Here is a 22,599-nt window from a genome sequence, read left to right on the forward strand (position 1 = left end):
CGCACCCTCCGCGCACCGCTGACGACGACGAAGGCCCTGGTCACACGCACTGCGTGCGACCAGGGCCTTCGTCGTCGCGGGACGTCAGCGGGTGAAGACCTGCTCCAGGAGCACTCGCTGCTCCTCCTTGTGACGCTTGGCGGTCCCCGCGGCCGTGGAGGCGGAGGCCGGCCGGGAGATCACGTCGACGCGCGGCAGGTCCTCGGGCAGCGCCAGGTGGAGGTACCACCAGGCCCCCTGGTTGCGGGGCTCGTCCTGCACCCACACGACCTCGGCGCCCTCGTACCGGGCGAGCTCGGCGCGCACCTGCTCCTCGGGGAACGGGTAGAGCTGCTCGAGGCGGACGATCGCGGTCGCGGTGTCGCCGCGCTGCTCGCGCTCGGCGATCAGGTCGTAGTAGACGCGACCGGTGCACAGCACCACGCGCTCCACGGCCGAGGCCGAGATCGTGCCGTCCGCCACCGCCACGTCGCCCAGCACCGGCTCGAACGTGCCGGTGGTGAAGTCCTCGACGCTCGACGCCGCGGCCTTGAGCCGCAGCAGCTGCTTCGGTGTCAGGACCACCAGGGGGCGGCGTGGCCGTGCGTACGCCTGCTTGCGCAGCAGGTGGAAGTACGACGCCGGGGTGGAGGGCTGCGCCACGGTCATGTTCTCCTCCGCGGCGAGCTGCAGGAACCGCTCGATGCGTGCCGAGGAGTGGTCGGGGCCCTGGCCCTCGTAGCCGTGCGGCAGGAGCATGACCACCGAGGAGTTCTGCGCCCACTTCTGCTCGGCGGACGAGATGAACTCGTCGATCACCGTCTGCGCGCCGTTGACGAAGTCGCCGAACTGCGCCTCCCAGAGCACGAGGGCGTCCGGCCGCTCGACCGAGTAGCCGTACTCGAAGCCGAGCGCCGCGTACTCGCTCAGCGAGGAGTCGTACACCCAGAACTTCGCCTGGTCGCCCGACAGGTACAGCAGCGGCGTCCACTCGGCGCCCGTGTTGCGGTCGTGCAGGACGGCGTGGCGCTGGACGAAGGTCCCGCGGCGGGAGTCCTGCCCGGCCAGACGCACCGGGGTGCCCTCCATGAGCAGCGACCCGAAGGCGGCGAGCTCGCCGAAGCCCCAGTCGACGCCACCCTCCTTGGCCATGAGCTGGCGCTTCTCCAGCATCTTGGCCAGCTTGGGGTGGACGGTGAAGCCCTCCGGCGGGGAGACGTGGACGTCGCCGACGCGCTCGAGCACCGAGTGCGGCACCGACGTCTGCCAGCCGACCATCGTGCCGGCGTCCTCGCGCTGGGACTCGGGCCGCTCCAGACCGGCGACCTCCTCGGCGCCGTCGGGGGCCGTGTACCCGCTGTCCTTGGTCTCGGTGAACACCCGCTCGAGCTGCGCCTGGTAGTCCTTGAGCGCCTGCTCGGCCTCCTCGACCGTGATGTCGCCGCGCGCCACGAGGTTCTTCGTGTACAGCTTGCGCACCGACTGCTTCGCCTCGATGAGGTTGTACATCAGCGGCTGGGTCATCGAGGGGTCGTCGCCCTCGTTGTGCCCGCGGCGGCGGTAGCACACCATGTCGATGATGACGTCGCGGTCGAACTGCTCGCGGTAGGCGAAGGCGAGCTCGGCCACGCGGACGCAGGCCTCGGGGTCGTCGCCGTTCACGTGCAGCACCGGGACCTGGTAGCCCTTGGCGACGTCCGTCGAGTAGGTCGTCGAACGGGACGACGACGGGCCCGTGGTGAAGCCGACCTGGTTGTTGATGACCACGTGGATCGTGCCGCCGGTGCGGTAGCCGCGCAGCTGTGCCAGGTTCAGCACCTCCGGCACCACGCCCTGGCCGGCGAACGCAGCGTCACCGTGGATGAGGATCGGCAGCACCGAGAAGCCGTCGCCACCGAGGTCGATGCGGTCCTGCTTGGCGCGCACGATGCCCTCGAGCACCGGGTCCACGGCCTCCAGGTGGGAGGGGTTCGCCGCGAGGTAGACCTTGGTCGTCGCGCCCGACTCGGCAGTGAAGTTGCCCTCGGTGCCGAGGTGGTACTTGACGTCCCCGGAGCCCTGGACGGACTTGGGGTCGATCTGGCCCTCGAACTCCTTGAAGATCTGCCCGTAGCTCTTGCCGGCGATGTTCGCGAGCACGTTGAGGCGCCCACGGTGCGCCATGCCGATGCCGACCTCGTCGAGCCCGTTCTCGGCGGCCTTCGACAGGATCGCGTCGAGCAGCGGGATGACGGACTCGCCGCCCTCCAGCGAGAAGCGCTTCTGCCCGACGTACTTGGTCTGCAGGAACGTCTCGAACGCCTCGGCGGAGTTCAGACGGCGCAGGATGCGCAGCTGGTCCTCGCGCGGGGTGCGGGCGTAGCCGTGCTCGAGCCGGTCCTGCAGCCACTTGCGCTGCGCCCGGTCGGCGATGTGCATGTACTCGATGCCGATCGAGCGGCAGTACGAGTCGCGGAGCAGCCCGAGGGTGTCGCGCAGCGTGGCCTTCGGGGTGCCGCCGAAGCCGCCCGTCGGGAAGATGCGGTCGAGGTCCCACAACGTCAGCCCGTGCGTCTGGATGTCCAGGTCCGGGTGCTTGCGCTGACGGTAGGCCAGCGGGTCCGTGTCGGCCATCAGGTGACCGCGGGACCGGTAGGAGTGGATGAGCTCGGCGATCTTGGCGGGCTTGGCCGCCTCGACCTCGGCGTCGACGGTGTTGTCGCGCACCCAGCGCACCGGCTCGTAGGGGACCCGCAGAGCGGCGAACACACGGTCGTAGAAGCCGTCGAGCCCGAGCAGCTTGCCGGCGAGGATCTTGAGGAACTCGCCGGACTGCGCGCCCTGGATGATGCGGTGGTCGTAGGTCGACGTGATCGTCATGACCTTCGACACGCCCAGGCGGGCCAGCCGCTCCTCGGAGGCCCCGGCGAACTCCGCCGGGTAGTCCATGGCGCCGACACCGATGATCGTGCCCTGTCCCTGCATGAGCCGAGGCACCGAGTGGACCGTGCCGATGCCGCCAGGGTTCGTCAGCGAGATCGTCGTCCCGGCGAAGTCGTCCATGCCGAGCTTGCCGCCGCGGGCCTTGCGCACGAGCTCCTCGTAGGCCGCCCAGAAGGCGGCGAAGTCCATCTCCTCGGCCTTCTTGATGCTGGGCACGAGCAGCTGGCGGGACCCGTCCGGCTTGGCCAGGTCGATCGCGAGGCCGAAGCCGACGTGCGCCGGCTGCACCACGTGGGGCTTGCCGTCGGTCTCCTGGTAGTGGGCGTTCATGACCGGCATGTCGGCCAGCGCCTCGACGAGCGCGAAGCCGATGAGGTGCGTGAAGGAGATCTTCCCGCCCCGGCCACGCTTGAGGTGGTTGTTGATGACGATCCGGTTGTCCACCATCAGCTTGGCGGGCACGGCACGGACCGACGTCGCGGTCGGTACCGCGATCGAGGCCTCCATGTTCGTCACGACGCGCGCGGCCGGGCCACGCAGCTTCTGGACGTCGTCGGTGGCCTCGGCGTCGTCGTCCTTCGGGGCGGACCGAGCGACCTCGGCGTACGGAGCGGTGGCGGGCAGGGCCTCGGCGACGGGGGCGTCCGCGGCGGAGACCTCGGGGTCGGCGGGGACCGGGGCCGGTTCGGCCGGCTGGGACGCCTCGGCGGCGGCCGTGCCGGACGCCGGTGAGGCGGTCGCGGACTCCTGGACGGGGTCCGAGGTCCGGGGCTCCTGGGTCGGCTCCGCGGGCGCAGGGCGCGAGGGTGGCTCCGCGGGGGACGCCGTGGGCTTCTGCGTGCCGTCCGCCGACTCCTCCGGGGTGTAGTCCGCGAAGAAGTCCCACCACGCGGGGTCGACCGCGTTCTTGTCCTTCAGGTACTGCTCGTAGAGCTCGTCCACGAGCCACTCGTTGGCTCCGAACGACGCACTCTCGGCGTTGATCGACTCTGACCCTGCCTTGGGGGACACCACGCCCGGATCGCCCACTTTCCCACATTGCTCGACTGCTTGGTCGGACGGCTCGGTCGAGCCGGTCCTCCTTGGACCCTGCACCCGGTCTCGGGCGCCTCCAGCCTATGCCCTCGACGCGCTCTGCGGAGCCTGCGCGACGGCGGTCCCTCGCGGTTGACGGCCCAGTCCCACCCTCGCGTGGTGCCTCGGTAATAGAGCAGGAAAGCGATGGCCGGGGTTGCTTCCTCCGGCGTCATGCGTGCCTCACGAAGGCGATGGTGGCACCAACGGGTGTGATCGATGTCACGGGGTCATGCGGCAGACTCCGTGGTGACGCCGGGAGCCGGTCGTGCCAGCGCCGGGAGCGCCACCCGCATCGTCGCCCCCGACTCGGTGTCCGCGACCTCGACGTGCCCGCCGTGCAGGTCCACGGCCCACCGCACGATCGCGAGACCGATCCCCGTGCCGCCGCTCGCGCTCGGCTGCGGACGGACGTCGGAGGTGCCGCGGGCGAACCGTTCGAAGACCCGGTCACGGTCCTCGGGGGCGATGCCGGGTCCTTCGTCCCCGACCTCGACGATCACGTGCTCGCCGTCCGGATAGGCGTCCAGGCTGACGGTACCGCCGTGCGGGGAGTGCCGGATCGCGTTCTGCAGCAGGTTGGTCACCACCTGGCGCAACCGTTCCACGTCGGCCTCGAGCGTCAGGTCCTCCGGGGTGACGTCCACGACGTAGGTGAGTCCCTTGGCGGCCTCGACCATGGACATCGCCTCGGCGCACTCCTCGAGGAAGTCACCCACCGAGAACTCGGTCAGCATCAGCGCCGACGCCCCGGCCTCGACCCGCGAGAGGTCGAGCAGGTACGTCACCAGCCGGCTGAGCCGCTCGGTCTGCTCCAGGGAGAGCTCGAGGGACGACGGCGTCGGTTCCGTGACGCCGTCGACCATGTTCTCGAGCTGGGCCTGCAGGGCTGCCACCGGGGTGCGCAGCTCGTGCGACACGTTCGCGATGAGGTCGCGGCGGACGTGGTCGGAGGCCTCGAGGTCCCCGGCCATGGTGTTGAAGGCCTCGGCGAGCTGGCCGACCTCGTCCTGGCTCGTCGACCGCACCCGGATGGAGTAGTCGCCGTCGGCCATCGCCTGCGCGGCGGCGGTCATCTGTCGCAGCGGCGAGGTCATGCCGCGGGCGAGGACCTGGGTGAGCAGCAACGAGACGATGATCGCCAACGGGAACGTGCGACTGGGTCCCAGCTCGTTGCGCAGGCCCACCCACGTGATGACGACGGCGACCGTGACGCTCGCGACGACCAGCAGCCCCAGCTTGACCTTCAGCGAGTGGACCGGGTCGAGCGGACGGACGTCCGGGATCCGGTGGTGGTCACGCCACCGCGTCCCGTCGTCGTGCGCAGCGGCCACGTCAGCCGGCCGGGGGCTCGAAGGCGTAGCCGACGCCGTGGACCGTCCGGATCAGGTCCGGCCCGAGCTTGCGGCGCAGTGCCTTGATGTGCGAGTCCACGGTCCGGGTGCCGCTCGCGTCGGCCCAGTCCCACACCTCGGCCAGGAGCTTCTCGCGCGTCTGCACCGTCTTGGGGGCGCTGGCGAGCATCACCAGCAGCTCGAACTCGGTCGGCGTGAGGTGGACCTCGTCGCCCGCCCGGTGCACACGCCGCTGGGCGCGGTCGATGGTGACGTCCCCGGCCACGAGCGGGGGGTCGGCGGGTGCGGCGGCGGCGGCCTGCGCGGCGCGCTCCACCCGTCGCAGCAGCGCCTTGACGCGGGCCACGAGCTCGCGCATCGAGAACGGTTTGGTCATGTAGTCGTCGGCGCCGACGCCGAGCCCGATGAGCATGTCGGTCTCGTCGTCGCGGGCGGTCAGCATGAGGATGGGCGTGGGGTGGTCGGCCTGGATCCGTCGGCACACCTCCAGCCCGTCGATGCCCGGCAGCATCACGTCGAGCACCACGGCGTCGGGGTGGAGCCGGGAGGCGGCCTCGACGCCGGACGTCCCGTCGCGCGCGACCTCGACGCGCCATCCTTCTGCGGAGAGCCGCTGGGCGATCGCCGTGGCGATCGCCGGCTCGTCCTCGACGACGAGGACCGTGGCGTTCTGCTGGCCCTGCCCCGGGTTGGTCGCGGTGGTGGTCATGGTCCCATCTTGCACGCAAGACCTGGGTGTGCGCTGGGGATGCGCTGGCGTGGCGGATCAGCGCGACGGAGCGCGGCTCGCGGGGATAGCATCGGGCCACGATGGACGACAGTCGAGATACCGGCCTGCGGGGCCTGCCGTGCTGAACGAGACGATCATGATCGCCGTCGGCGTCCTGCTCACCGCCGGGACCGCGATCTTCGTGGCGAGCGAGTTCTCGCTGGTCACCCTGGACCCTGCCGTCGTCGGTGGCGACGACGAGGAGGGCGACAGTCCGAGGCCCGGCCGACGGGCGCCCGACCGCCGGGACCGCATCGTCCGGTCCGGGCTGAAGCACCTGTCCACGGAGCTCAGCTCCGCGCAGGTCGGGATCACCGTCACCACGATCCTGCTCGGGTACACGGCCCAGCCGGCCCTGCTGAGCATGTTCGGCGCAGGGCTCGCCGCGACACCGCTCGGCGTGACGGCGGCCACCGTGCTGGCCGCCGTCCTGGCGCTGGTGGTCGTCAACGCCTTCTCGATGTTGTTCGGGGAGCTCATCCCCAAGAACTTCGCGCTGTCGGCACCGCACCCCACGGCACGGGCGGTCGTGCCGCTGCAGCGGGTGTTCACCATCGTGTGCGGCCCGCTCATCGGCGTGCTCAACGGGTCGGCCAACGCCATCCTGCGGCGGCTCGGGATCGAGCCGCGCGAGGAGCTCTCGGGGGCGCGTTCCGCGACCGAGCTGCTCTCGCTCGTGCGCCGCTCGGCCCAGGAGGGCACGCTCGAGAAGGGCACGGCGACGCTCCTGGCCAACTCGCTCGAGCTCGACGAGCTCGTGGCACGGGACGTCATGACCGACCGCACGCGCATGTCGGTCGTCCGTCGGGACACCAGCGCCGCGGAGGTCGTGGCCCTGGCGCACCGGACGGGCCACTCCCGCTTCCCGGTCATCGGCGACGACCGGGACGACATCGTCGGGCTCGTGCACCTCCGCCGCGCCGTCGGTGTCCCGTTCGCGAAGCGGGGCGAGGTGCCGGCGGGTGCCCTCATGACCGACGCCCCGCGGGTCCCCGACACCGTCAGCCTGGGACCGCTGCTCGTCGAGCTGCGCGGTCTCGGGCTGCAGATGGCCGTCGTCGTGGACGAGTACGGGGGCACCTCGGGCGTCGTGACGCTGGAGGACGTGGTCGAGGAGCTCGTGGGCGACGTCGCGGACGAGCACGACCGCCGGCGCGGCGGCGTCGCCCGGGCCGCCGACGGGACGTGGAGCGTCCCCGGGGTGCTGCGCCCGGACGAGCTGGCCGAGACCACCGGTCTGCAGGTGCCGGAGGGCCCCGCCTACGAGACGCTCGGAGGGCTCGTCATGGCTCGGCTGGGCCGGCTGCCCGAGGCGGGTGACACCGTCGAGGTCGACGACGTCAGGCTGCGCGTCGAGCTCGTCGACGGGCGTCGCGTCGAACGCCTGCGCGTACAGCTGGTGCAGGAGGTGCCGCGATGAGCAACGCGACCGCTCTGTGGGTCGGGCTGCTGCTGCTCGTCGGCAACGCGTTCTTCGTCGGGGCCGAGTTCGCCGTCCTGTCGGTGCGGCGCAGCGCGATCGAGCCGCGGGCCCAGGCGGGGGAGAAGCGTGCCCAGGTCGTGCTGTGGGCGATGGAGCACGTCTCGCTGATGCTCGCGTGCGCCCAGCTCGGGATCACGGTCTGCTCGACAGGGCTCGGCATCATCGCCGAGCCGGCGCTCGCGCACCTGCTGGAGGGTCCGTTCGCGGCGCTCGGCGTCCCGGAGCAGCTCGTCCACCCGGTCGCTCTCGTCATCGCGCTGGGGATCGTGGTCTACCTGCACGTGGTGCTCGGCGAGATGGTCCCCAAGAACCTCGCGGTGACGGGCCCGGAGACGGCCGCGCTCTGGTTCGCGCCGCCGCTGGTCGTGATCGCCCGGCTGGTCAAGCCTGTGATCGTGGCGCTGAACTGGGTCGCGAACCACGCGGTCCGGGCGTTGGGCGTGGAGCCCAAGGACGAGGTGGCCTCCGCCTTCACGGCCCAGGAGGTGCAGTCGATCGTCGAGCGCTCGCGGGCGGAGGGTGTGCTGGCCGACGAGCAGGGCCTGCTCTCGGGAGCGCTGGGGTTCTCCGCGCGCACGGCACGGGACGTCATGGTGCCGCTCGGTTCGCTCGTCACGCTCACCCCGGGGGCGACGCCGGACGACGTCGAGCGGCTGGTCTCGCGGACCGGGTACAGCCGCTTCCCGGTCGTCGAGCCGGCTGCGGACCAGCCCGGGGGTGACGTGCCCGGTGCCCTGATCGGCTACCTGCACCTGAAGGACGTCCTCTACGCGACGAACGGTGACCGGGAGCGTCCGGTGCCCGCGTGGCGCGTGCGTGCCACGGCGCAGGTCGGTCCCGACGACGAGGTCGAGGACGCCCTGCGGGCCATGCAACGGTCGGGCGCGCACCTGGCGCGGGTGGACGACGGCGGCCGGACGGTCGGGGTCGTGTTCCTCGAGGACATCCTCGAAGAGCTCGTGGGCGAGGTCCGTGACGCGATGCAGCGGCGGCACTGAACAGGTCTTGAACAACGGGGGACTTGGCGGTGCGCCACGTCACCGCTAGGGTGCGGGCACGGAATGATCACACGGTGGGGCACAGTCGTGCCGTGAGATCGCACGAGCTCGGATCGACGGGTTGACCAGGGGTCGCGCGAGCGCGCGACGTGAGGCACGGAGGTGGCGTGGACACGACGTCGCAGGGCGGCGACGCCCCCGTCCCCCGGTCGCGACGTGAGATGCGTGAGGCTGCCGAGGCGCGCACCGGCCGCACGCCGCGTCGGCGCAGCCCCGGGCAGACCCGCAAGGGCGGTCGCGGTGCCCACGCGGCACCGGCCGGTCACACCTGGGTCACCCGCGTCACCGTCCTGGGTTCGCTGGCCGCCGCGACCATCGCGGTCCCCCTGACGGGCACGGCGGACGCGGACGACGGTTCCCCGTTCGACCTCGAGTCCCGTCCGACCGGTCCGAGCACCCTGGCGCTGCTGGAGTCGGGTGCGGACACCCCGGGCACGGCGGCCGCCATCGCGGCAGCCCCGCGCGAGCGCAGCGTGGCCGCCGCGAGCCGGTCCAGCGACCGCAACCCGCTGCCGGACTGCGACATGGACGCCCCGGTGGACGGTGGCAACGGTCAGCTCGCGGACCACTCGCTGTGCGACCTGTGGCAGAGCGGGGAGCAGCTGCGGCCCGACGCCGCCGTGTCGCTGAGCGCGCTCAACGAGGCGTTCCGTGCCCGGTTCGGCCGGGACCTGTGCCTCGTGGACAGCTACCGGTCGCTTTCGTCGCAGTACTCGGTCAAGGCGAGCCGCGGCTTCCTCGCGGCGACACCGGGGACCTCGATGCACGGGTGGGGCCTGGCGATCGACCTGTGCTCCAAGGAGACCGGCAGCGCCGAGGTCTACAAGTGGTTGTGGGACAACGCCCCGGCCTTCGGGTGGGAGAACCCTCCGTGGGCGCAGCGCGGCGGCTCGGGGAAGTACGAGCCCTGGCACTTCGAGTACCGGGCCGGCGTCGAAGAGGTCTCCACCTGGCACTGACGGTGACGGCAGGTCACGGGGACTCCAGCCGTTCGTTCTCCCCGAAGTCCTCCCGGAACCGCGGTCCCGTGCGTGCGAGCTCGTGGGCGTGGGCGGCGAACCACTCCGCGTAGGGCTCCACGGCGAGGGACTCGTTGGAGAACCGGCGGTCGTCGGTGATCTCGGTGACGCAGAAGTCGGGGATCTGCAGGCCGGTGACCGGGCCCGAGCGTTCGCACTCGGCGACGACGAGCGGGTGGTTGGCCCCTCCGAAGACGTCGATCGACCAGCCGTCCGCACCCAGCCAGACGGCGTAGCGGGTCTTGACGACGCGTGCCCCGCCGCGTCGGACCAGCTCGACCCCCACCAGCGGGTCGAGCTGGCGTTCCGCCTCGTACCGGGTCCCGCCCGCCGACGGCCCCTTGACGGTGACCGCGGCGAAGTCGAACCGGTCCTGGTGGGTGTCGAGGACGTCGCGCGGGTCGCTGTCGCCGTCCACCCGGGCGTCGACCCCTCCTGCCTGGACCCGCACGCGCAGCGCGTACCCGCCGTCGGACAGGTAGTAGGACTGGACGATGAGGGACGGGGCGTCCCGGAGCACGTCCGGGAGGTCGCGCACGAGGAAGCGGCGTTCGAACTCGAAGTCGGAGTAGCTCGTGGACATGCCTCCGACACTACTCGGAGGGAACCTCGCGGCGTTCGGGCCCGACGTACTGCGACAGCGGCCGGATGAGGGAGTTGGCGCCGTGCTGCTCGGCGACGTGCGCCGTCCAGCCCGTCACCCGTGCGGCGACGAAGATCGGTGTGAACGTCGGGGTGTCGAACCCCATGAGGTGGTAGGCAGGGCCGGCGGGGTAGTCGAGGTTCGGGTAGATGCCCTTGCGCTCGACGAACGCGGACTCCAGGGCGTCGTACAGCTCGCCGAGGTCCGGACGGTCGTAGTACGCCACGAGGGAGTCCAGTGCGGCCTTCATCGACGGCACCCGTGAGTCGCCGTGGCGGTAGACCCGGTGGCCGAAGCCCATGACCTTGCGCTTGGCGGCGAGGGCTTCGTCCAACCACGGCTCGGCCCGGTCGGCAGAGCCGATCTCGGCGAAGGCGTGCATGACGGCCTCGTTCGCGCCGCCGTGCAGCGGCCCCTTGAGCGCGCCGATCGCACCCGTGACGGCGGAGTACACGTCGGACAGCGTCGAGGCGATCACCCGGGCGGTGAAGGTCGAGGCGTTGAAGGAGTGCTCGGCGTAGAGCACGAGGGAGACGCGGAACGCGTCGACGACGGCGTCGTCGGGCACCTCGCCGAAGGTCTGCCACAGGAAGTTGCGGGCGTGGTCGAGGTCGTCGCGCGGGGCGACGGGCTCCAGGCCGTGCCGGCGTCGCTGGCTGTACGCGACGATGCCGGGCAGCTGGGCGAAGAGGTGGACGGCGCGGCCACGGTTCAGCTCCGGGTCCAGCACACCGTCCTCGCGGCCGAGGGTGTCGTCCAGGCCGCCGAGCTGGCTGACGGCGGTGCGCAGCACGTCCATCGGGTGCGCCTCGAGCGGCAGGTCGTCGATCGCGCGGCGGGTGCGCTCGTCCATCGGGCGCAGGGAACGCTCCAGGGCCTCCAGCTCGGCGAGCTCCGTGGCGGTGGGCAGCTCCCCGTGCCACAGCAGGTGCGCCACGGCCTCGAACGGCTGGGTGGCGGCGAGGTCCTGTACCGGGTACCCGCGGTACAGCAGGGAGTTGGTCTCGGGGTCGACCTTCGAGATCGCCGTGGTGTCGGCGACCACGCCGGCGAGGCCCTTGCGGACCTCGGGTGCGGGACGGGCCTCGGTCATCGGTGCTCCTTTGCTCTCAACGACGCGCGACGCCGGGTGGGCGCCGCCTCAGGTGGTGCGGTGGCGGTGGTGGTCCACCAGGGAGAAGTCGTACACGCCGGTGTCGAAGGTGTTGTACGCCGGGTAGTCGAGGAGCTCGTAGAGCTCGGCGCGGGTCTGCATGTGCTCCACCTGCGAGGTGAGGGAGCCCTCGGCCCGCAGGGTGTCGAGGGCCCGGTCGGCGGCGCCCATCGCGAGACGCAGCAGGGAGACCGGGTAGATCACCATCGCGACGCCGGCGTCGCGCAGCCGCGCGGCGGTGAACAGCTCGGACTTGCCGAACTCGGTCATGTTCGCCAGCACCGGGACGTCCAGCGCGTCGGCCATCACCTCGAACTCGTCGAGGTGCTGCATCGCCTCGGGGAAGACGGCGTCGGCGCCGGCGTCGACGAGGGCCTGGGCGCGCTCCACCGCCGCGTCGAGCCCTGCGCCGGCGCGGATGTCCGTGCGGGCCATGATCAGCAGGTTCTCGTCACGACGGGCCGTGACGGCCGCGCGGATGCGTTGCAGCGCGGTGGCCTCGTCGACCACCTGCTTGCCGTCGAGGTGGCCGCACCGCTTGGGGTTCACCTGGTCCTCGACGTGCAGGCCCGCGACCCCGGCGTCCTCCATCGTCTGCACGGTCCGAGCGACGTTCATCGCCTCGCCGAAGCCGGTGTCGGCGTCGACCAGCGTCGGCAGGTCGGTCATCCGGGCGACCTGCCCTGCGCGTCCGGCGACCTCGCTCAGCGTGGTCAGGCCGACGTCCGGCAGGCCGAGGTCGGCCGCGACGACCGCCCCGGAGACGTAGACGCCGTCGAAGCCCTTGGCCTCGATCAGCCGGGCGGACAACGGGTTGAACGCGCCCGGGAGCTGCAGCAGCTCGCCGGAGCCCAGGCGCTCGCGGAACGCCGCGCGCTTGGCGGCGGGGGTGAGGGTGGAGTACAGCATCAGAAGATCCCGGGGACGACGGCGGCACCGGCGGCCGGGTCGTCGGCCGGCGTCACGGTGAGCCCGGCCAGCTCGTCGGGGGTGAGCTCGGGCAGGCGCTGGGCGACGTCCAGGAACCGCTCGGCCTCCTCCGTGGTGAGCACGCCGTCCGCCAGGGTGCGGAACTTGTGCACGTACTGCTCGCGGCCGAACGGGCGGGCGCCCAGGGGGTGGGCGTCGGCCACGGAGATCTCCTCGACGACCCGCCCGCCGTCGACCAGCTCGATCTCGACGCGGCCACCGAAGGACTTCTCGTCCGGGTCGGACGAGTGGTACCGCCGCGTCCACTCCGGGTCCTCGGCCGTGGTGACCGTGCGCCACAGCTCGATCGTGTCGGGACGTCCGGCCCGCTGGGGCGCGTAGCTGTCGACGTGGTCCCAGGCGCCGTCCTGGAGAGCGACGGTGAAGATGTAGGGGATGGAGTGGTCGAGCGTCTCGCGGCTGGCCGTGGGGTCGTACTTCTGCGGGTCGCCGGAGCCGGAGCCGATCACGAAGTGCGTGTGGTGCGAGGTGTGCAGCACGATCGAACGCACCGAGCCCGGCTCGCGCAGCTCGGGGCGCTCTGTCCCGAGACGCCGCGCGAGGTCGATCCACGCCTGGGCCTGGTACTCCGCGGAGTGCTCCTTGGTGTACGTGTCGAGGATGGCGGTGCGCGGCTCGCCCTGCTCGGGCAGCGGGACCGTGTAGCGCGCCTCGGGCCCGGACAGGAGCCAGGCGATGAACCCGTCGGAGCCCTCGTAGATCGGGCTGGGGGAGGTCTGGCCACGCATGGCCCGGTCGACGGCCTCGATCGCCATCTTGCCCGCGAAGGCCGGCGCGTGGGCCTTCCAGGTGGAGATCTCGCCCTTGCGCGACTGCCGGGTGGCGGTGGTGGTGTGCAGGGCCTGCCCGACCGCCTGGTAGACGGTCTCCGTGGTCAGCCCCAGGAGGGTGCCGATCCCTGCGGCGGCGCTGGGACCGAGGTGGGCGACGTGGTCGATCTTGTGCTCGTGCAGGCAGATGCCCTTGACCAGGTCGACCTGGATCTCGTACCCGGTGACGATCCCGCGCAGCAGGTCCGCGCCGTCCCGACCCAGGTGCTGGGCGACCGCGAGGATCGGCGGGATGTTGTCGCCGGGGTGCGAGTAGTCCGCGGCCAGGAAGGTGTCGTGGTAGTCGAGCTCGCGGACCGCGACGCCGTTGGCCCAGGCGGCCCACTCGGGGCTGGTGCGCTCGCGGCTCCCGACGATCGTGGCCCCGGCGCCTCCTCGTGGCACCGGGTGCGCCTCGGCCTGGGCGCGGGCCGCGAGGATCGGCGCCCTGCCCAGCGAGGCGGTGGCGACCGCGGCGTTGTCGATCACGCGGTTGATCACCATGTCGGTGACCGCCTCGGTGGGCTCCGGTGCCGAGGTCGCCACGTCGGCGATCTTCCAGGCGAGCTGGTCGGTCCGGGCCAGAGGCTCGCCGGCCCCGTAGGTGCGCACGGTGTGGTCGATCATGGGTCCTCCGGATCGCGGGGGCTGGTGGCCGCGCGGGCAGCTGGGTCGTGCGGACCACGCGTCGTCGTCGACTGCTGCTTGGAACCTAACGCCTGGGCCCGACGGCGTCCAAGCCGGACGGGGGCGCCTCTGACTTCCTGCCGTGGCGGAGCAGGCCCCGGACGGCGAACCGGTGACGGTCTTCCTCTACGACTTCGGGACGGACAAGCCCTTCACCGCCGCGAGCCAGGTCCCGCCGAACGACATCATCGAGCTCTCCGGCGGGGTGAACGTCTTCGGCGACGTCGAGGCCCGCTGGACCGAGGTGACGTGGGAGGCCGTGGTCGACGCGGAGCCCGAGGTGATCATGATCCTCGAGTACAACGACCAGCCGGCGCAGGACAAGATCGACTTCCTGCGCTCGAACCCGACCACCGCCGGGCTGCCCGCCGTCGTCGGGCTCCTGCCGTTCACGGTCTTCTCGACGTTCCTCGTCGCGATCGCGGGGGACGCCTCGGCCGACGAGGCGTTCGTCGGGACGTTGCGAGGGCTGGGCGGGGTGGCGGCGCTGGTGACGGGCCTCGCCGTCGCCCCGCTGCTGGCCCGTTGGCGGTCTCCCCGCACCGCGGCGGTCGGTTTGGTCCTGCTGTCCGTCGCGGCGCTCGCCGGCTGCGTCGCCACCGTCCCGGCGCTCGTCGTCTTCTGTCTCGGTGTCGGTGCGGCGACCGCCGTGCTGACCCCGGCGCTCCTGCACGTCGCCACGGCGAGCTTCGCGGCTCGCGCCGACGGCGCCCGGGCGGCGACCCTCGTGACGGCCTTCCAGTCGCTCGGAGCGGTCCTCGCCGGTCCGGTGATCGGCGCGCTGGCCTGGTGGCTGGGATGGCGGGGAGTCCTGCTGATGACGTCGGTGCTGGCGCTCGTGCTGGCGGCGGGTCTGCTCCGTTCCTCCTCGGTGACGACTGCCGCACGGGCGCCGGCGGCCGGCTACCGGCAGGCCTGGTCCCGTCTGAGGTCACGCCCGGACCTGGTGGGGGAGGCATTCACACTGGTCTGGACCCTCAGCGGGACGTCGTTCTGGTCTTCACCGCGACCGGGCTCGTCGTCGCCCTGACCGCCACCGTCGTCATGGGCTTCAGCCACGCAATCGTCGCGGCGCAGGTGACCGCGGCCATCGCGCAGCGTGGCGGGGACGACACCGTCACGGCGTTCGGCCTCAACGCCGCGGGGATGAGCGCCGGGGTCTTCGTCGGTGCGCTGCTCGGCGGCGCCGGGCTCGCCGTGGCCGGTCCTGCGGGTCTTGCCGTGGTCCTCGCCCTGCCGGTGGCGGTGGCCGGGGCTCTCGTCCCGTGGGCCACCCGGCAGGTCGTCGGCGCCGAGTGACGAGCGAGGGCGAGGGATCGTTCACCGCTGTCGAAACCCTTGCTCCGCATGGTCGGCGAAGGCACGGATCACCCGTCCTGGTGTCGCCGCCATCCAGGTGGCGTCCAGGACGACCGGCGTGCCCCACCTCCGCAGCGACTGCTCGGTCCCTCGCAGCCCGGCGGACTGCCAGCGGGCCGTGACCTCGGCGGTGTCCGTCACGGCGACGACGATCACGCGGCCCCGCCGGTACACGTGCGGCGTCCGGTAGCCGCGGACCTCCGTCCATGCCACCCGCAGGCCGCGGTACGTGAAGCCGTCGGCATCGAGCCGCAGGACCACCCGTGACGGGCGGAGCGCTGCTGCCAGGAGACAGATCGCGGCGAGGGCGCATGCTGCGGCGATCACCGCGACGACGCGGCCGTCCGGTCGGGTCGGGTCGTGCACGAGCAGAGCGGACCCGGCGGCGGAGAGCAGCGCGCTGACGAGCGCGGTGCCGACGAGCCGGAGCCGTGAGGAACGGAGCTCGACGGGCGGGACCACGGTCGCACCCTAGCGTTGCGCTGACACGATGAGCAGGAGGACGCCGGCCAGGGCGGCCCCGGCCAGCGGGACGCCGAGGAAGAACGCGGTGTGCAGGCGTCTGCGGGTGCGGTGGTTCGCGACGGCCTCGTGCTCGCCGTCATGGAGCTCACCGAGGGGCCCCTCGGTGAGCCAGCGGTTGATCGCACGCGCCGACCCGCCGTGCGTGCGCGAGGTGGACGGCACGTGCAGGACAAGACGGAGCGGCCGGGCGCGCCGACGGTCGACGACGAGAGTCTGGAGCGGCTGGAGGTAGTACCAGGCGGTGACGTCGTCGAGGTGGATGCGGTGTCGTCGCGTGCGACCCCAGGCGCTGCGCGCGACCTCCACCGTCCGGGCTCCGGCGTCGTGCGTGATCAGCAGCTCGTAGGTGCAGGCCCGCAGCAGCACGAGGGCGAGCCCGCAGGTGAGGGCGGCGAACGCCATCGCGGCCGCCAGCGCCGTGACCAGGTGGTCCATCCCCGCGAAGACCAGGTAGGCGGCCGCCGACATCGCCGGGACGACGAGCGTGACGAACGGACCCACGGCATAGCCGCGAACCCCGGGCGGCGAGCGAAGGGCGGCGGGTGTGCGCACGGCTCGATGCTACGCAGGGCTTCTCGGGTATGGGACTCCTTCTCAACAATATAAGTGTATTGCAAGATGTTTATATGTGTGGTCTGATCGAGACATGGACACGGAGCCAGGACTGGCCGCAGCGGCAGAGCTCTTCAAGGTGCTCGGCAACGAGTCGAGGCTCCGCCTGCTGCACCTGATCGGGCAGGAGCCGCGTGCGGTGGGGGCGTTGGCGGACGTGACAGGCATGTCGCAGCCGCTGGTCTCGCAGCACCTGCGCACCCTGCGCCAGGCGGACCTGGTCACCGCAGATCGCCGGGGCAGGGCGCTGATCTACCAGGTGGCCGACCTGCACGTCACCCATGTCATCTCCGACGCGCTCGTCCATGTCCGAGAACCGGCCGCAGCCGTCAGTGCTGCGGACGAGGAGTCCCACCCAGCACAGGAGGAACCAGCATGACTGTCACCGACGTCCACGCCGAGCACACCACGTCCGAGCACGAGCACGGGGCCGACTGCGGCCACGAGGCCGTCCAGCACGGCGACCACGTGGACTACGTCCACGGCACCCATCGGCACGCCCTGCACGGCGACCACTACGACGAGCACGAGTCGGTCGCGGAGCACTCCGTCTCCGACCACACCCACGGCACGGACTGCGGCCACGAGGCCGTCGAGCACGACGACCACGTCGACTACGTCCACGACGGCCACCGGCACGCGGCCCACGCCGACCACTACGACGAGCACTGAGGATCGCCCGGGGCGTCGAGAGCGACCGCACCCCTGGGCACGACGGGTTCGAGCAACGACGAAGGGCGGCCTCGCATCAACGAGGCCGCCCTCTTTCGTGACGGTGCGCCTGAAGGGACTCGAACCCCCGACCTTCTGCTCCGGAGTTCGACGGCTCATCCAGCAACCGCGTGAACGTGCCGCCCGAGTCGCCCGAGACGCCCGAGTAAGGGCACGTCGAGGGGACGGGCCGGGACGTTTGGCGGGCACCGTGGCGGGCACTGCCGCACCTGAGAAAGCCCCGGCTGCGCTGGAACGCACCGGGGCGGGACAGGTGCAGTGTGAGTACACCCGTCAGTTCCGAGAGTATCGCTGGGGGCAGGTCCGGCGCGACTGGTCTGGCCGCACTTGGCCGGAGCCGCAAGCAGTTGGCGGAGTTGGTCGATGCGGTGGGGGTCGCGCAGCCGTGTCAGCGGCCGGTGGTCAAGAAGTGCAGGACGGCGTCGGGCGAGGCGCGGGAGGTGTCGATCCGGTGTGGTACCCGGTTTCGTCGCCGCTGCCCGAGTTGCGCGCATCTCTACCGCGGTGATGTGCGAGCCGTGATGTACGACGGCCTGAACGTGATTCGTGATGCGGCGGAGGGTGTGGGCGACGCACTGTTTTTCTTGACCTTCACGGCGCCGTCCTTCGGCCGGACGCATCGTGCGGCCAAGGGCTACGAGAAGGGTGGTCGGCGGTGTGGGTGCGGGCGTCGGCACGAGCCGGGCAGCGCGTGGCGCGGGGTACCGCTGCGCTTCTCCGAGTACGACTACGTGTCCCAGGTCCCGTGGAACTACTGCGCGGGCCGACTGCTGTCGCGGACGATGGACGAGGTGGGAAGACTCCTTGAACTGGACGGCCGGCCGACCTACATCACGGTGGCGGAGTACCAACAGCGCGGCGCTATCCACTTCCACACGCTGCTGCGGGTAAATCGACATCTGGTGCCGCAGATCAAGGCGGCGGTGCTGAAGGCCACCGAGGCGACGAAGGTTTACGCGGGAGCGGGTACTACGGGCGACAAGATCGGGCGGGGCGAGCAGATCGACGTGAAGCACGTCGAGATGAAGACCGGTGCTGAGGCGTACAAGACGGCGGGGTACCTCGCGAAGCTCGTGGGGTACAGCGCGAAGGATCTGGGCCGGGATCTGCTGGACGAGTCGGCTGCGGCGGATGCTCTCGGGGTGGCGGAGCGTGCCCGCGCGGTCCACGTGGGCTTCATGCGGGGTGCTGTGTCAGACGCCATGTACGGCCTGGATGATGTGGGCGGTCTGCCAGCACCGAAGAAGGTCGGGGAGTCCCGTCAGTTCGCCACCCCGGCGGCTGACCTGCTGGATGGTCCGCCGTCCGCGATCTGGGCTCAGGTCCGCAAGAGCGTCGAAGGGCTTCGGGCGCATGCTGTCGAAGTCGGTCGGCGTGATCTAGTGCCGATGCCGAGCGTTGATGCCCTGGGCGGACTGGATGACGCCACTCTGGGTGCTTCGGCCGGGGTGGCTCCGTGGGATCGTGAGTCGGTCCCACCCGGTCGTGATGGTGCCGGACCAGGGCAGGGCGTGCTGGTCGAGGTCATCCGTGACCGGGGACTGCGCTACGACCTTGTGGACCAGGACGTGGCTGACGACGTGGCGGCTGTGCCTGCTGAAGATGTGGGAGAGGTGGCACACCCTGCTGCCACGGGTCGGGTCCTGGAGCAGTGGGGGTGGCGGGGCCACGTGGTGAGGAAGAGTCGTCGGTGGGGCATGACGATGACGGAGTGTCGTGAGCGGCGCCGTCGTCATGCTGCCGAGCAGCGCGAGACGATGGGATGCGTTGAGGCCGTCGAGTGGCTGCCTGGCACGAGGGTGATGGAGCGCACCGAGTGGGAGGACCTGATCGCAGCGGCCAGTGCTGCGGTTCCCAGACCACACGGTTAAGCGAGTAGTCGGCCTGGTGGCAACCCCCGCGCGGAGCGAAGGGAAGCGGGTGCGGACCCGGCGCAGTGGGCGCCTAGTGTAGGCCGTTGCGCGGGTATCCGGGCAGAGATAGTCCACCACGGGAAAGAGCAGCCGAAGTTGCTTTCCGACGGTTTCTACTCGCTTGAGGAGATGGTTCGCCTTTTGCTTCGCCACCGGCTAGGTGTCGCCTCCGAAGCGTGGCCGCTGGACATTCAAGAGACCAACCTAAAGCGTCCGCTTGGGAAGGTCGCCGAGCGGCTTAGGGGAAAGGCGAAGGTCACGATGCGCCTACTGCACGATCGAGACGCGGCAGAGTCGCCCGACGGCTGATGGAGCGCCCCGCGTACTGGCCCGCCCCTGAGCATCTGATGCGCCGCGAGGGATCGATCATCGGCCCGCACAGGGACGACGCGGACCAGGTTCTGGCGGCCGCTGCGTTCCGCCGTTCGCTGCTCCGGGGCCCGACCCCGGCCGCGGTCGACAGCGACGGCTTGCCGTCGCTGAACGCGCACGACATCATCCGGGGTGTGTTCAACCCCGTATCGAAAGATCCGCCTGCAACCTGGGGCGCGACTAGAGTCCACGGCCTGTGAGGAACCGGTGGGCCTTGTCGAGCAGTGGGGCGGTGAGGCCGACACGGGGTGGTACTTGCAGGAGCATCGGTTGGCCCTGGGCGTAGTGCTCGGTCACGTAGTGCTGTCGCTCCTGAGTGAGGTCGTCGTCGATCCACGCGAACCGGGTTCCGCCTGCGAGGCAGCGTTGAACGGTCTTCAGCTTAGGCCAGGTGTCGTGTGGCTCGTCGCTGATCGGGACCTCGCCGAGCAGGGGGAAGTCGTCGAGCCCGAGAACGGGGGAGACCGTGCGTGCATCCTGCCCCCAGGACGTCAGCCATCGCAGTTCCACCAGCCCACGACGGCTGATGCCGTTCAGGTGCGCGATGACGTCGGGTCGGTACAGGAGCCGGTATCTCCCGACATGTGCCAGGGCCAGGTCATCGGTGGGCTCATCGCCGTACGGGCTGACGACACCGTCGAAGTCGAGGAGCAACATAGGTGGGCTGCTCATCGGAGCCTCCCGGGCCCATGCGTCGATGATGCGCCTGGAGGTGTCACGGGCTGTGGACTCTAGTCGCGGTTGGTGCTAGTACGGCGGACTTCGAGCGTGATGGGGTCGCGGAGTCTCGTGCCGTGCAGGACGGATAGGACGCGGGAGAGGGCCCGCTCGATGGTGGGTTCGTCGAGCGTGGCGACCACTTCGGTGTGCCCGAGCGGGTGCTCGCTGATCGTGGCGTGGTAGTCGCCGATCGCGACGGCAAGGGTGTCGTCCTCGGGGTCCGGGGATCCGGTGTAGGTGACGGTGACGGTGTACGTCGTGCTGGTACGGCCCACCAGGTCGTCGCCGCGGGTCCTAGCGTCGTCGGCGGACGCTACGTGACCTCGGGCGAGTGCCTTCAACCACTCGGGCGTACGCCGTCCCCGTCGCTGATCGATGGTGACGCGTGCTCGTGCGGCAGCGCGTAGTTCTCGTGGCGAGGTTGGACGTTCCGTCATGCGATGACCGTAGGCATGCGATCCGGGCTGCGCGACCACATGTTCCACCCGAGTGCGTGTGGTCGGGGCCATGGGTCCACACCCACCCATGGGTCCCCACCCACCCATGGGTCCACACCCACCCATGGGTCCCCACCCACCCATGGGTCCCCACCCACCCATGGGTGGGTGATGGGTACTCCAGTAGGCCGACAATTAGCAATGTGGACAGTTAGTCACGTGTCTATGATGGGGCATCACCCACCCATGGGTGGGTGTGATTGATGGATGGTGCGGGTGCTCGTGGGAGGGCGCGTTATGGGGGGGGGGGTGCCCACCCATGGGTGGTCTCTGGTCTATGGAGGTGCGCGACCTCAGTCGTCGTTTCCCCTGCCTCGCACCTGCTGTGCTTGCAGTGCTATGACCTGGGCTGTCGTGCGCGATGTGGAGATTCGGTGAGAAAATATCGACGTGATGCACGGGGCAACTAACTGTCCTGACCTGCACAGATGATATGACAATGCGTCGCAATGCCGTATTCACAAGCCTATTGCAGCAGGTCCCATCGCCGAGATCGTGGCATACGGGTGTGCGAGGGTCTGTGCGGAACCGAGAAACGGCTCGGTCTACGAGGTTCACGTGGATCTCGTGCACAGATGAGGAGGGACGCAGAATGCCGACGTACGCGGTGGATGGGAAGCGACAGGACATGGTCGCGACCGGTGTGGTGGAGCCGGAGATGGAGTGGTTCAAGAATGCTGAGGGGCAGTGGCGCTCCGGCGATGTGCAGGCTCGTCAGGAGGGCACGGGGCTGCCGCTCTGGGGTGTCGAGGTCGCCTATGCCTCCGAGGAGTGGGGGCGGGTGGAGACCGTCACGGCGATGGTGGTGGTGGGGTCGGCGACGCAGCCCGCTCCGTCGAAGTTCGCCCCGGTGACCTTTGGCGACCTGGTGGTGAGTGTGCGGGTCGACCGGAATAAGAAGCTGCGGGAGTCGTGGGTGGCGGGGAGCGTCGACCTGCCAGCAGGAAAGGCGCCTCGGTCGGCGGGTGCCTCGGATGCCTGAGGCGCAGGTCCGGGCTGTCTGGATTGCCGTGGTTGCCGCACTGCTTGGTGCGCTGGTCGCCGTGCCCTTCGCCTATGGGGCGGGCCTGGACCGAGGTGGGGAAGGGGCGCAGGGGCAGGCCGAGGCTTTCGTTGCAGAGCAGGAACTTCCAGATGGCGTGGTGGTCAGCATCTCCCGCAACTGCGGGGCTGTAGGCCTCACAGGGGTCGATCGAGACAGCGGGCTGCTCGAAGCGTCCGCCTGGGGTGCGTATGGGACCCCTGAGCGAATGGGAGCTACTGACACCTACGCGTACATCGAGGCGAGCCCAGACGTCACGAGTGATGGCTCGCACGTCGTGGTTGGAAGGCGCGGCTCACTGGAGTGGGGCGACGACCCGCTGGCCGAGGCGGTCGGCTTCGCGACGGACCTCGTTTCGTCGTCGTCGGGGGTGCCGATGGAAGCTGCGAGCTTTGACGCGTGGTGGGCCGTGTCTATGGGGGCTCCATTGATGGGTAGCTGGCCCCGTGTTCTGGTCGATCCAAACCGCCAGGAACGTGTCATGAGACCTGGCTCTGACGACGCTCACGTCTGCCACTGGGAGGCTGTAGCGGGAGACCGTGAGGTCACAGTCAACGGTCTCGTCGAGGGACGGGATCTGGACCTGATCCTGGTTAACGTGCAGGCCAAGCCGCTAAGGGACCGCTCCCTCTTCGGCCAACCGGCGGCCTTGCGGGCGCACCGGATGACGATGGTGGGCCAGAACGAGACGGGGTCGTGGGCATCCCTGCAGGAGTCCGGCCCGGATACTGCGCACCACTGGCGGGGGGTGGCCCAGTGAGAACGATCGGACGTGTCGTGCTCGCCCTGCTCGCGCTCACATTGCTCTACAGGTGGGCGACGTCCATTCCTCGGGACATCGTGGCGGGCCTGCTCGGTCTGGTCGCGTTGTTGGTGCTGCTACGGC

At 70.6% G+C, this 22,599-nt stretch carries 22 protein-coding genes; 11 read left to right on the forward strand and 11 right to left on the reverse strand.

Going from position 1 to position 22,599, the window contains the following annotated elements; all coding sequences use genetic code 11:
- Positions 1-84 precede the first annotated feature (84 nt).
- The 3 genes from HDG69_RS11135 to HDG69_RS11145 form a co-directional block, all read right to left on the reverse strand.
- Positions 85-3,912 (reverse strand): multifunctional oxoglutarate decarboxylase/oxoglutarate dehydrogenase thiamine pyrophosphate-binding subunit/dihydrolipoyllysine-residue succinyltransferase subunit, encoded by a 3,828-nt coding sequence (locus HDG69_RS11135; RefSeq protein WP_171784048.1) that lies wholly within the window; start codon positions 3,910-3,912, stop codon positions 85-87.
- 293 nt (positions 3,913-4,205) lie between these two features.
- Complete coding sequence (locus HDG69_RS11140; protein WP_171783837.1) at positions 4,206-5,309, reverse strand: ATP-binding protein; 1,104 nt, start codon at positions 5,307-5,309, stop codon at positions 4,206-4,208.
- 1 nt (position 5,310) lies between these two features.
- Positions 5,311-6,039: a response regulator transcription factor gene (locus tag HDG69_RS11145; RefSeq protein WP_171783838.1), complete on the reverse strand. Its 729-nt coding sequence runs from the start codon at positions 6,037-6,039 to the stop codon at positions 5,311-5,313.
- A gap of 157 nt (positions 6,040-6,196) precedes the next feature.
- Here HDG69_RS11145 and HDG69_RS11150 point away from each other — a divergent pair, with 157 nt between their 5' ends.
- The 3 genes from HDG69_RS11150 to HDG69_RS11160 all read left to right on the forward strand — a co-directional run bounded on the left by HDG69_RS11150 (position 6,197) and on the right by HDG69_RS11160 (position 9,599).
- Positions 6,197-7,519, forward strand: a complete 1,323-nt coding sequence (locus tag HDG69_RS11150; protein WP_216645456.1) for a hemolysin family protein — start codon at positions 6,197-6,199, stop codon at positions 7,517-7,519.
- Positions 7,516-8,580, forward strand: a complete 1,065-nt coding sequence (locus HDG69_RS11155; protein ID WP_171783840.1) for a hemolysin family protein — start codon at positions 7,516-7,518, stop codon at positions 8,578-8,580. Before HDG69_RS11150 ends, HDG69_RS11155 begins: the two co-directional genes overlap by 4 nt.
- A gap of 167 nt (positions 8,581-8,747) precedes the next feature.
- Positions 8,748-9,599, forward strand: coding sequence for a D-alanyl-D-alanine carboxypeptidase family protein (locus HDG69_RS11160; protein ID WP_171783841.1), 852 nt, complete (start codon positions 8,748-8,750; stop codon positions 9,597-9,599).
- A 13-nt stretch (positions 9,600-9,612) separates the two neighbouring features.
- Here HDG69_RS11160 and HDG69_RS11165 read toward each other — a convergent pair whose 3' ends face one another.
- The 4 genes from HDG69_RS11165 to HDG69_RS11180 are packed head-to-tail and all read right to left on the reverse strand — an operon-like array spanning position 9,613 to position 13,881.
- Complete coding sequence (locus tag HDG69_RS11165) at positions 9,613-10,242, reverse strand: CYTH domain-containing protein (RefSeq protein ID WP_171783842.1); 630 nt, start codon at positions 10,240-10,242, stop codon at positions 9,613-9,615.
- Between the two features lie 10 nt (positions 10,243-10,252).
- Positions 10,253-11,395: a bifunctional 2-methylcitrate synthase/citrate synthase gene (locus tag HDG69_RS11170; RefSeq protein ID WP_171783843.1), complete on the reverse strand. Its 1,143-nt coding sequence runs from the start codon at positions 11,393-11,395 to the stop codon at positions 10,253-10,255.
- A gap of 48 nt (positions 11,396-11,443) precedes the next feature.
- Positions 11,444-12,364 (reverse strand): methylisocitrate lyase, encoded by a 921-nt coding sequence (gene prpB, locus HDG69_RS11175; protein ID WP_171783844.1) that lies wholly within the window; start codon positions 12,362-12,364, stop codon positions 11,444-11,446.
- Positions 12,364-13,881, reverse strand: a complete 1,518-nt coding sequence (locus HDG69_RS11180) for an MmgE/PrpD family protein (protein ID WP_171783845.1) — start codon at positions 13,879-13,881, stop codon at positions 12,364-12,366. Before HDG69_RS11180 ends, prpB begins: the two co-directional genes overlap by 1 nt.
- 142 nt (positions 13,882-14,023) lie before the next feature.
- On the opposite strand from HDG69_RS11180, the gene HDG69_RS11185 reads away from it, so the two are divergent.
- A complete protein-coding gene (locus HDG69_RS11185) occupies positions 14,024-14,971 on the forward strand; it encodes an MFS transporter (RefSeq protein ID WP_171783846.1) in 948 nt (315 codons plus the stop codon).
- Between the two features lie 14 nt (positions 14,972-14,985).
- Entirely contained in the window at positions 14,986-15,240 is a 255-nt protein-coding gene (locus tag HDG69_RS11190; RefSeq protein WP_171783847.1) for a hypothetical protein, read from the forward strand.
- Positions 15,241-15,261: 21 nt separating this feature from the next.
- Here the strand turns inward: HDG69_RS11190 and HDG69_RS11195 are convergent, their stop codons facing one another.
- Both HDG69_RS11195 and HDG69_RS11200 read right to left on the reverse strand, forming a co-directional pair.
- Positions 15,262-15,762 carry a hypothetical protein gene (locus tag HDG69_RS11195; protein WP_171783848.1) on the reverse strand — a complete coding sequence of 167 codons (501 nt, stop codon included), beginning with the start codon at positions 15,760-15,762 and terminating at the stop codon, positions 15,262-15,264.
- Between the two features lie 9 nt (positions 15,763-15,771).
- Positions 15,772-16,377 (reverse strand): hypothetical protein, encoded by a 606-nt coding sequence (locus HDG69_RS11200; RefSeq protein WP_171783849.1) that lies wholly within the window; start codon positions 16,375-16,377, stop codon positions 15,772-15,774.
- A 94-nt stretch (positions 16,378-16,471) separates the two neighbouring features.
- Between HDG69_RS11200 and HDG69_RS11205 the strand changes: the two genes are divergently transcribed.
- The 4 genes from HDG69_RS11205 (at position 16,472) to HDG69_RS11220 (ending at position 19,654) form a co-directional block, all read left to right on the forward strand.
- Entirely contained in the window at positions 16,472-16,816 is a 345-nt protein-coding gene (locus HDG69_RS11205; protein ID WP_171783850.1) for an ArsR/SmtB family transcription factor, read from the forward strand.
- Positions 16,813-17,109 carry a hypothetical protein gene (locus HDG69_RS11210; RefSeq protein ID WP_171783851.1) on the forward strand — a complete coding sequence of 99 codons (297 nt, stop codon included), beginning with the start codon at positions 16,813-16,815 and terminating at the stop codon, positions 17,107-17,109. The genes HDG69_RS11205 and HDG69_RS11210 overlap by 4 nt, the downstream gene beginning before the upstream one ends.
- Before the next feature lie 458 nt (positions 17,110-17,567).
- Positions 17,568-19,040 carry a replication initiator gene (locus HDG69_RS11215; protein WP_343036409.1) on the forward strand — a complete coding sequence of 491 codons (1,473 nt, stop codon included), beginning with the start codon at positions 17,568-17,570 and terminating at the stop codon, positions 19,038-19,040.
- Positions 19,041-19,390: 350 nt separating this feature from the next.
- Positions 19,391-19,654, forward strand: coding sequence for a hypothetical protein (locus HDG69_RS11220; RefSeq protein WP_171783853.1), 264 nt, complete (start codon positions 19,391-19,393; stop codon positions 19,652-19,654).
- Here HDG69_RS11220 and HDG69_RS11225 read toward each other — a convergent pair.
- Positions 19,635-20,111, reverse strand: a complete 477-nt coding sequence (locus HDG69_RS11225; RefSeq protein WP_171783854.1) for an HAD domain-containing protein — start codon at positions 20,109-20,111, stop codon at positions 19,635-19,637. The two genes, HDG69_RS11220 and HDG69_RS11225, sit on opposite strands and share 20 nt — an antisense overlap.
- A 74-nt stretch (positions 20,112-20,185) precedes the next feature.
- Positions 20,186-20,449 carry a hypothetical protein gene (locus HDG69_RS11230; RefSeq protein ID WP_171783855.1) on the reverse strand — a complete coding sequence of 88 codons (264 nt, stop codon included), beginning with the start codon at positions 20,447-20,449 and terminating at the stop codon, positions 20,186-20,188.
- Positions 20,450-21,263: 814 nt separating this feature from the next.
- On the opposite strand from HDG69_RS11230, the gene HDG69_RS11235 reads away from it, so the two are divergent.
- Together HDG69_RS11235 and HDG69_RS11240 are read left to right on the forward strand one after the other, a co-directional pair.
- Positions 21,264-21,653: a hypothetical protein gene (locus HDG69_RS11235; RefSeq protein WP_171783856.1), complete on the forward strand. Its 390-nt coding sequence runs from the start codon at positions 21,264-21,266 to the stop codon at positions 21,651-21,653.
- A complete protein-coding gene (locus HDG69_RS11240) occupies positions 21,646-22,473 on the forward strand; it encodes a hypothetical protein (RefSeq protein WP_171783857.1) in 828 nt (275 codons plus the stop codon). The genes HDG69_RS11235 and HDG69_RS11240 overlap by 8 nt, the downstream gene beginning before the upstream one ends.
- The last annotated feature ends 126 nt before the right edge of the window (positions 22,474-22,599 follow it).

It is taken from the genome of Isoptericola halotolerans (assembly GCF_013149785.1).
GTDB lineage: Bacteria > Actinomycetota > Actinomycetes > Actinomycetales > Cellulomonadaceae > Isoptericola > Isoptericola halotolerans.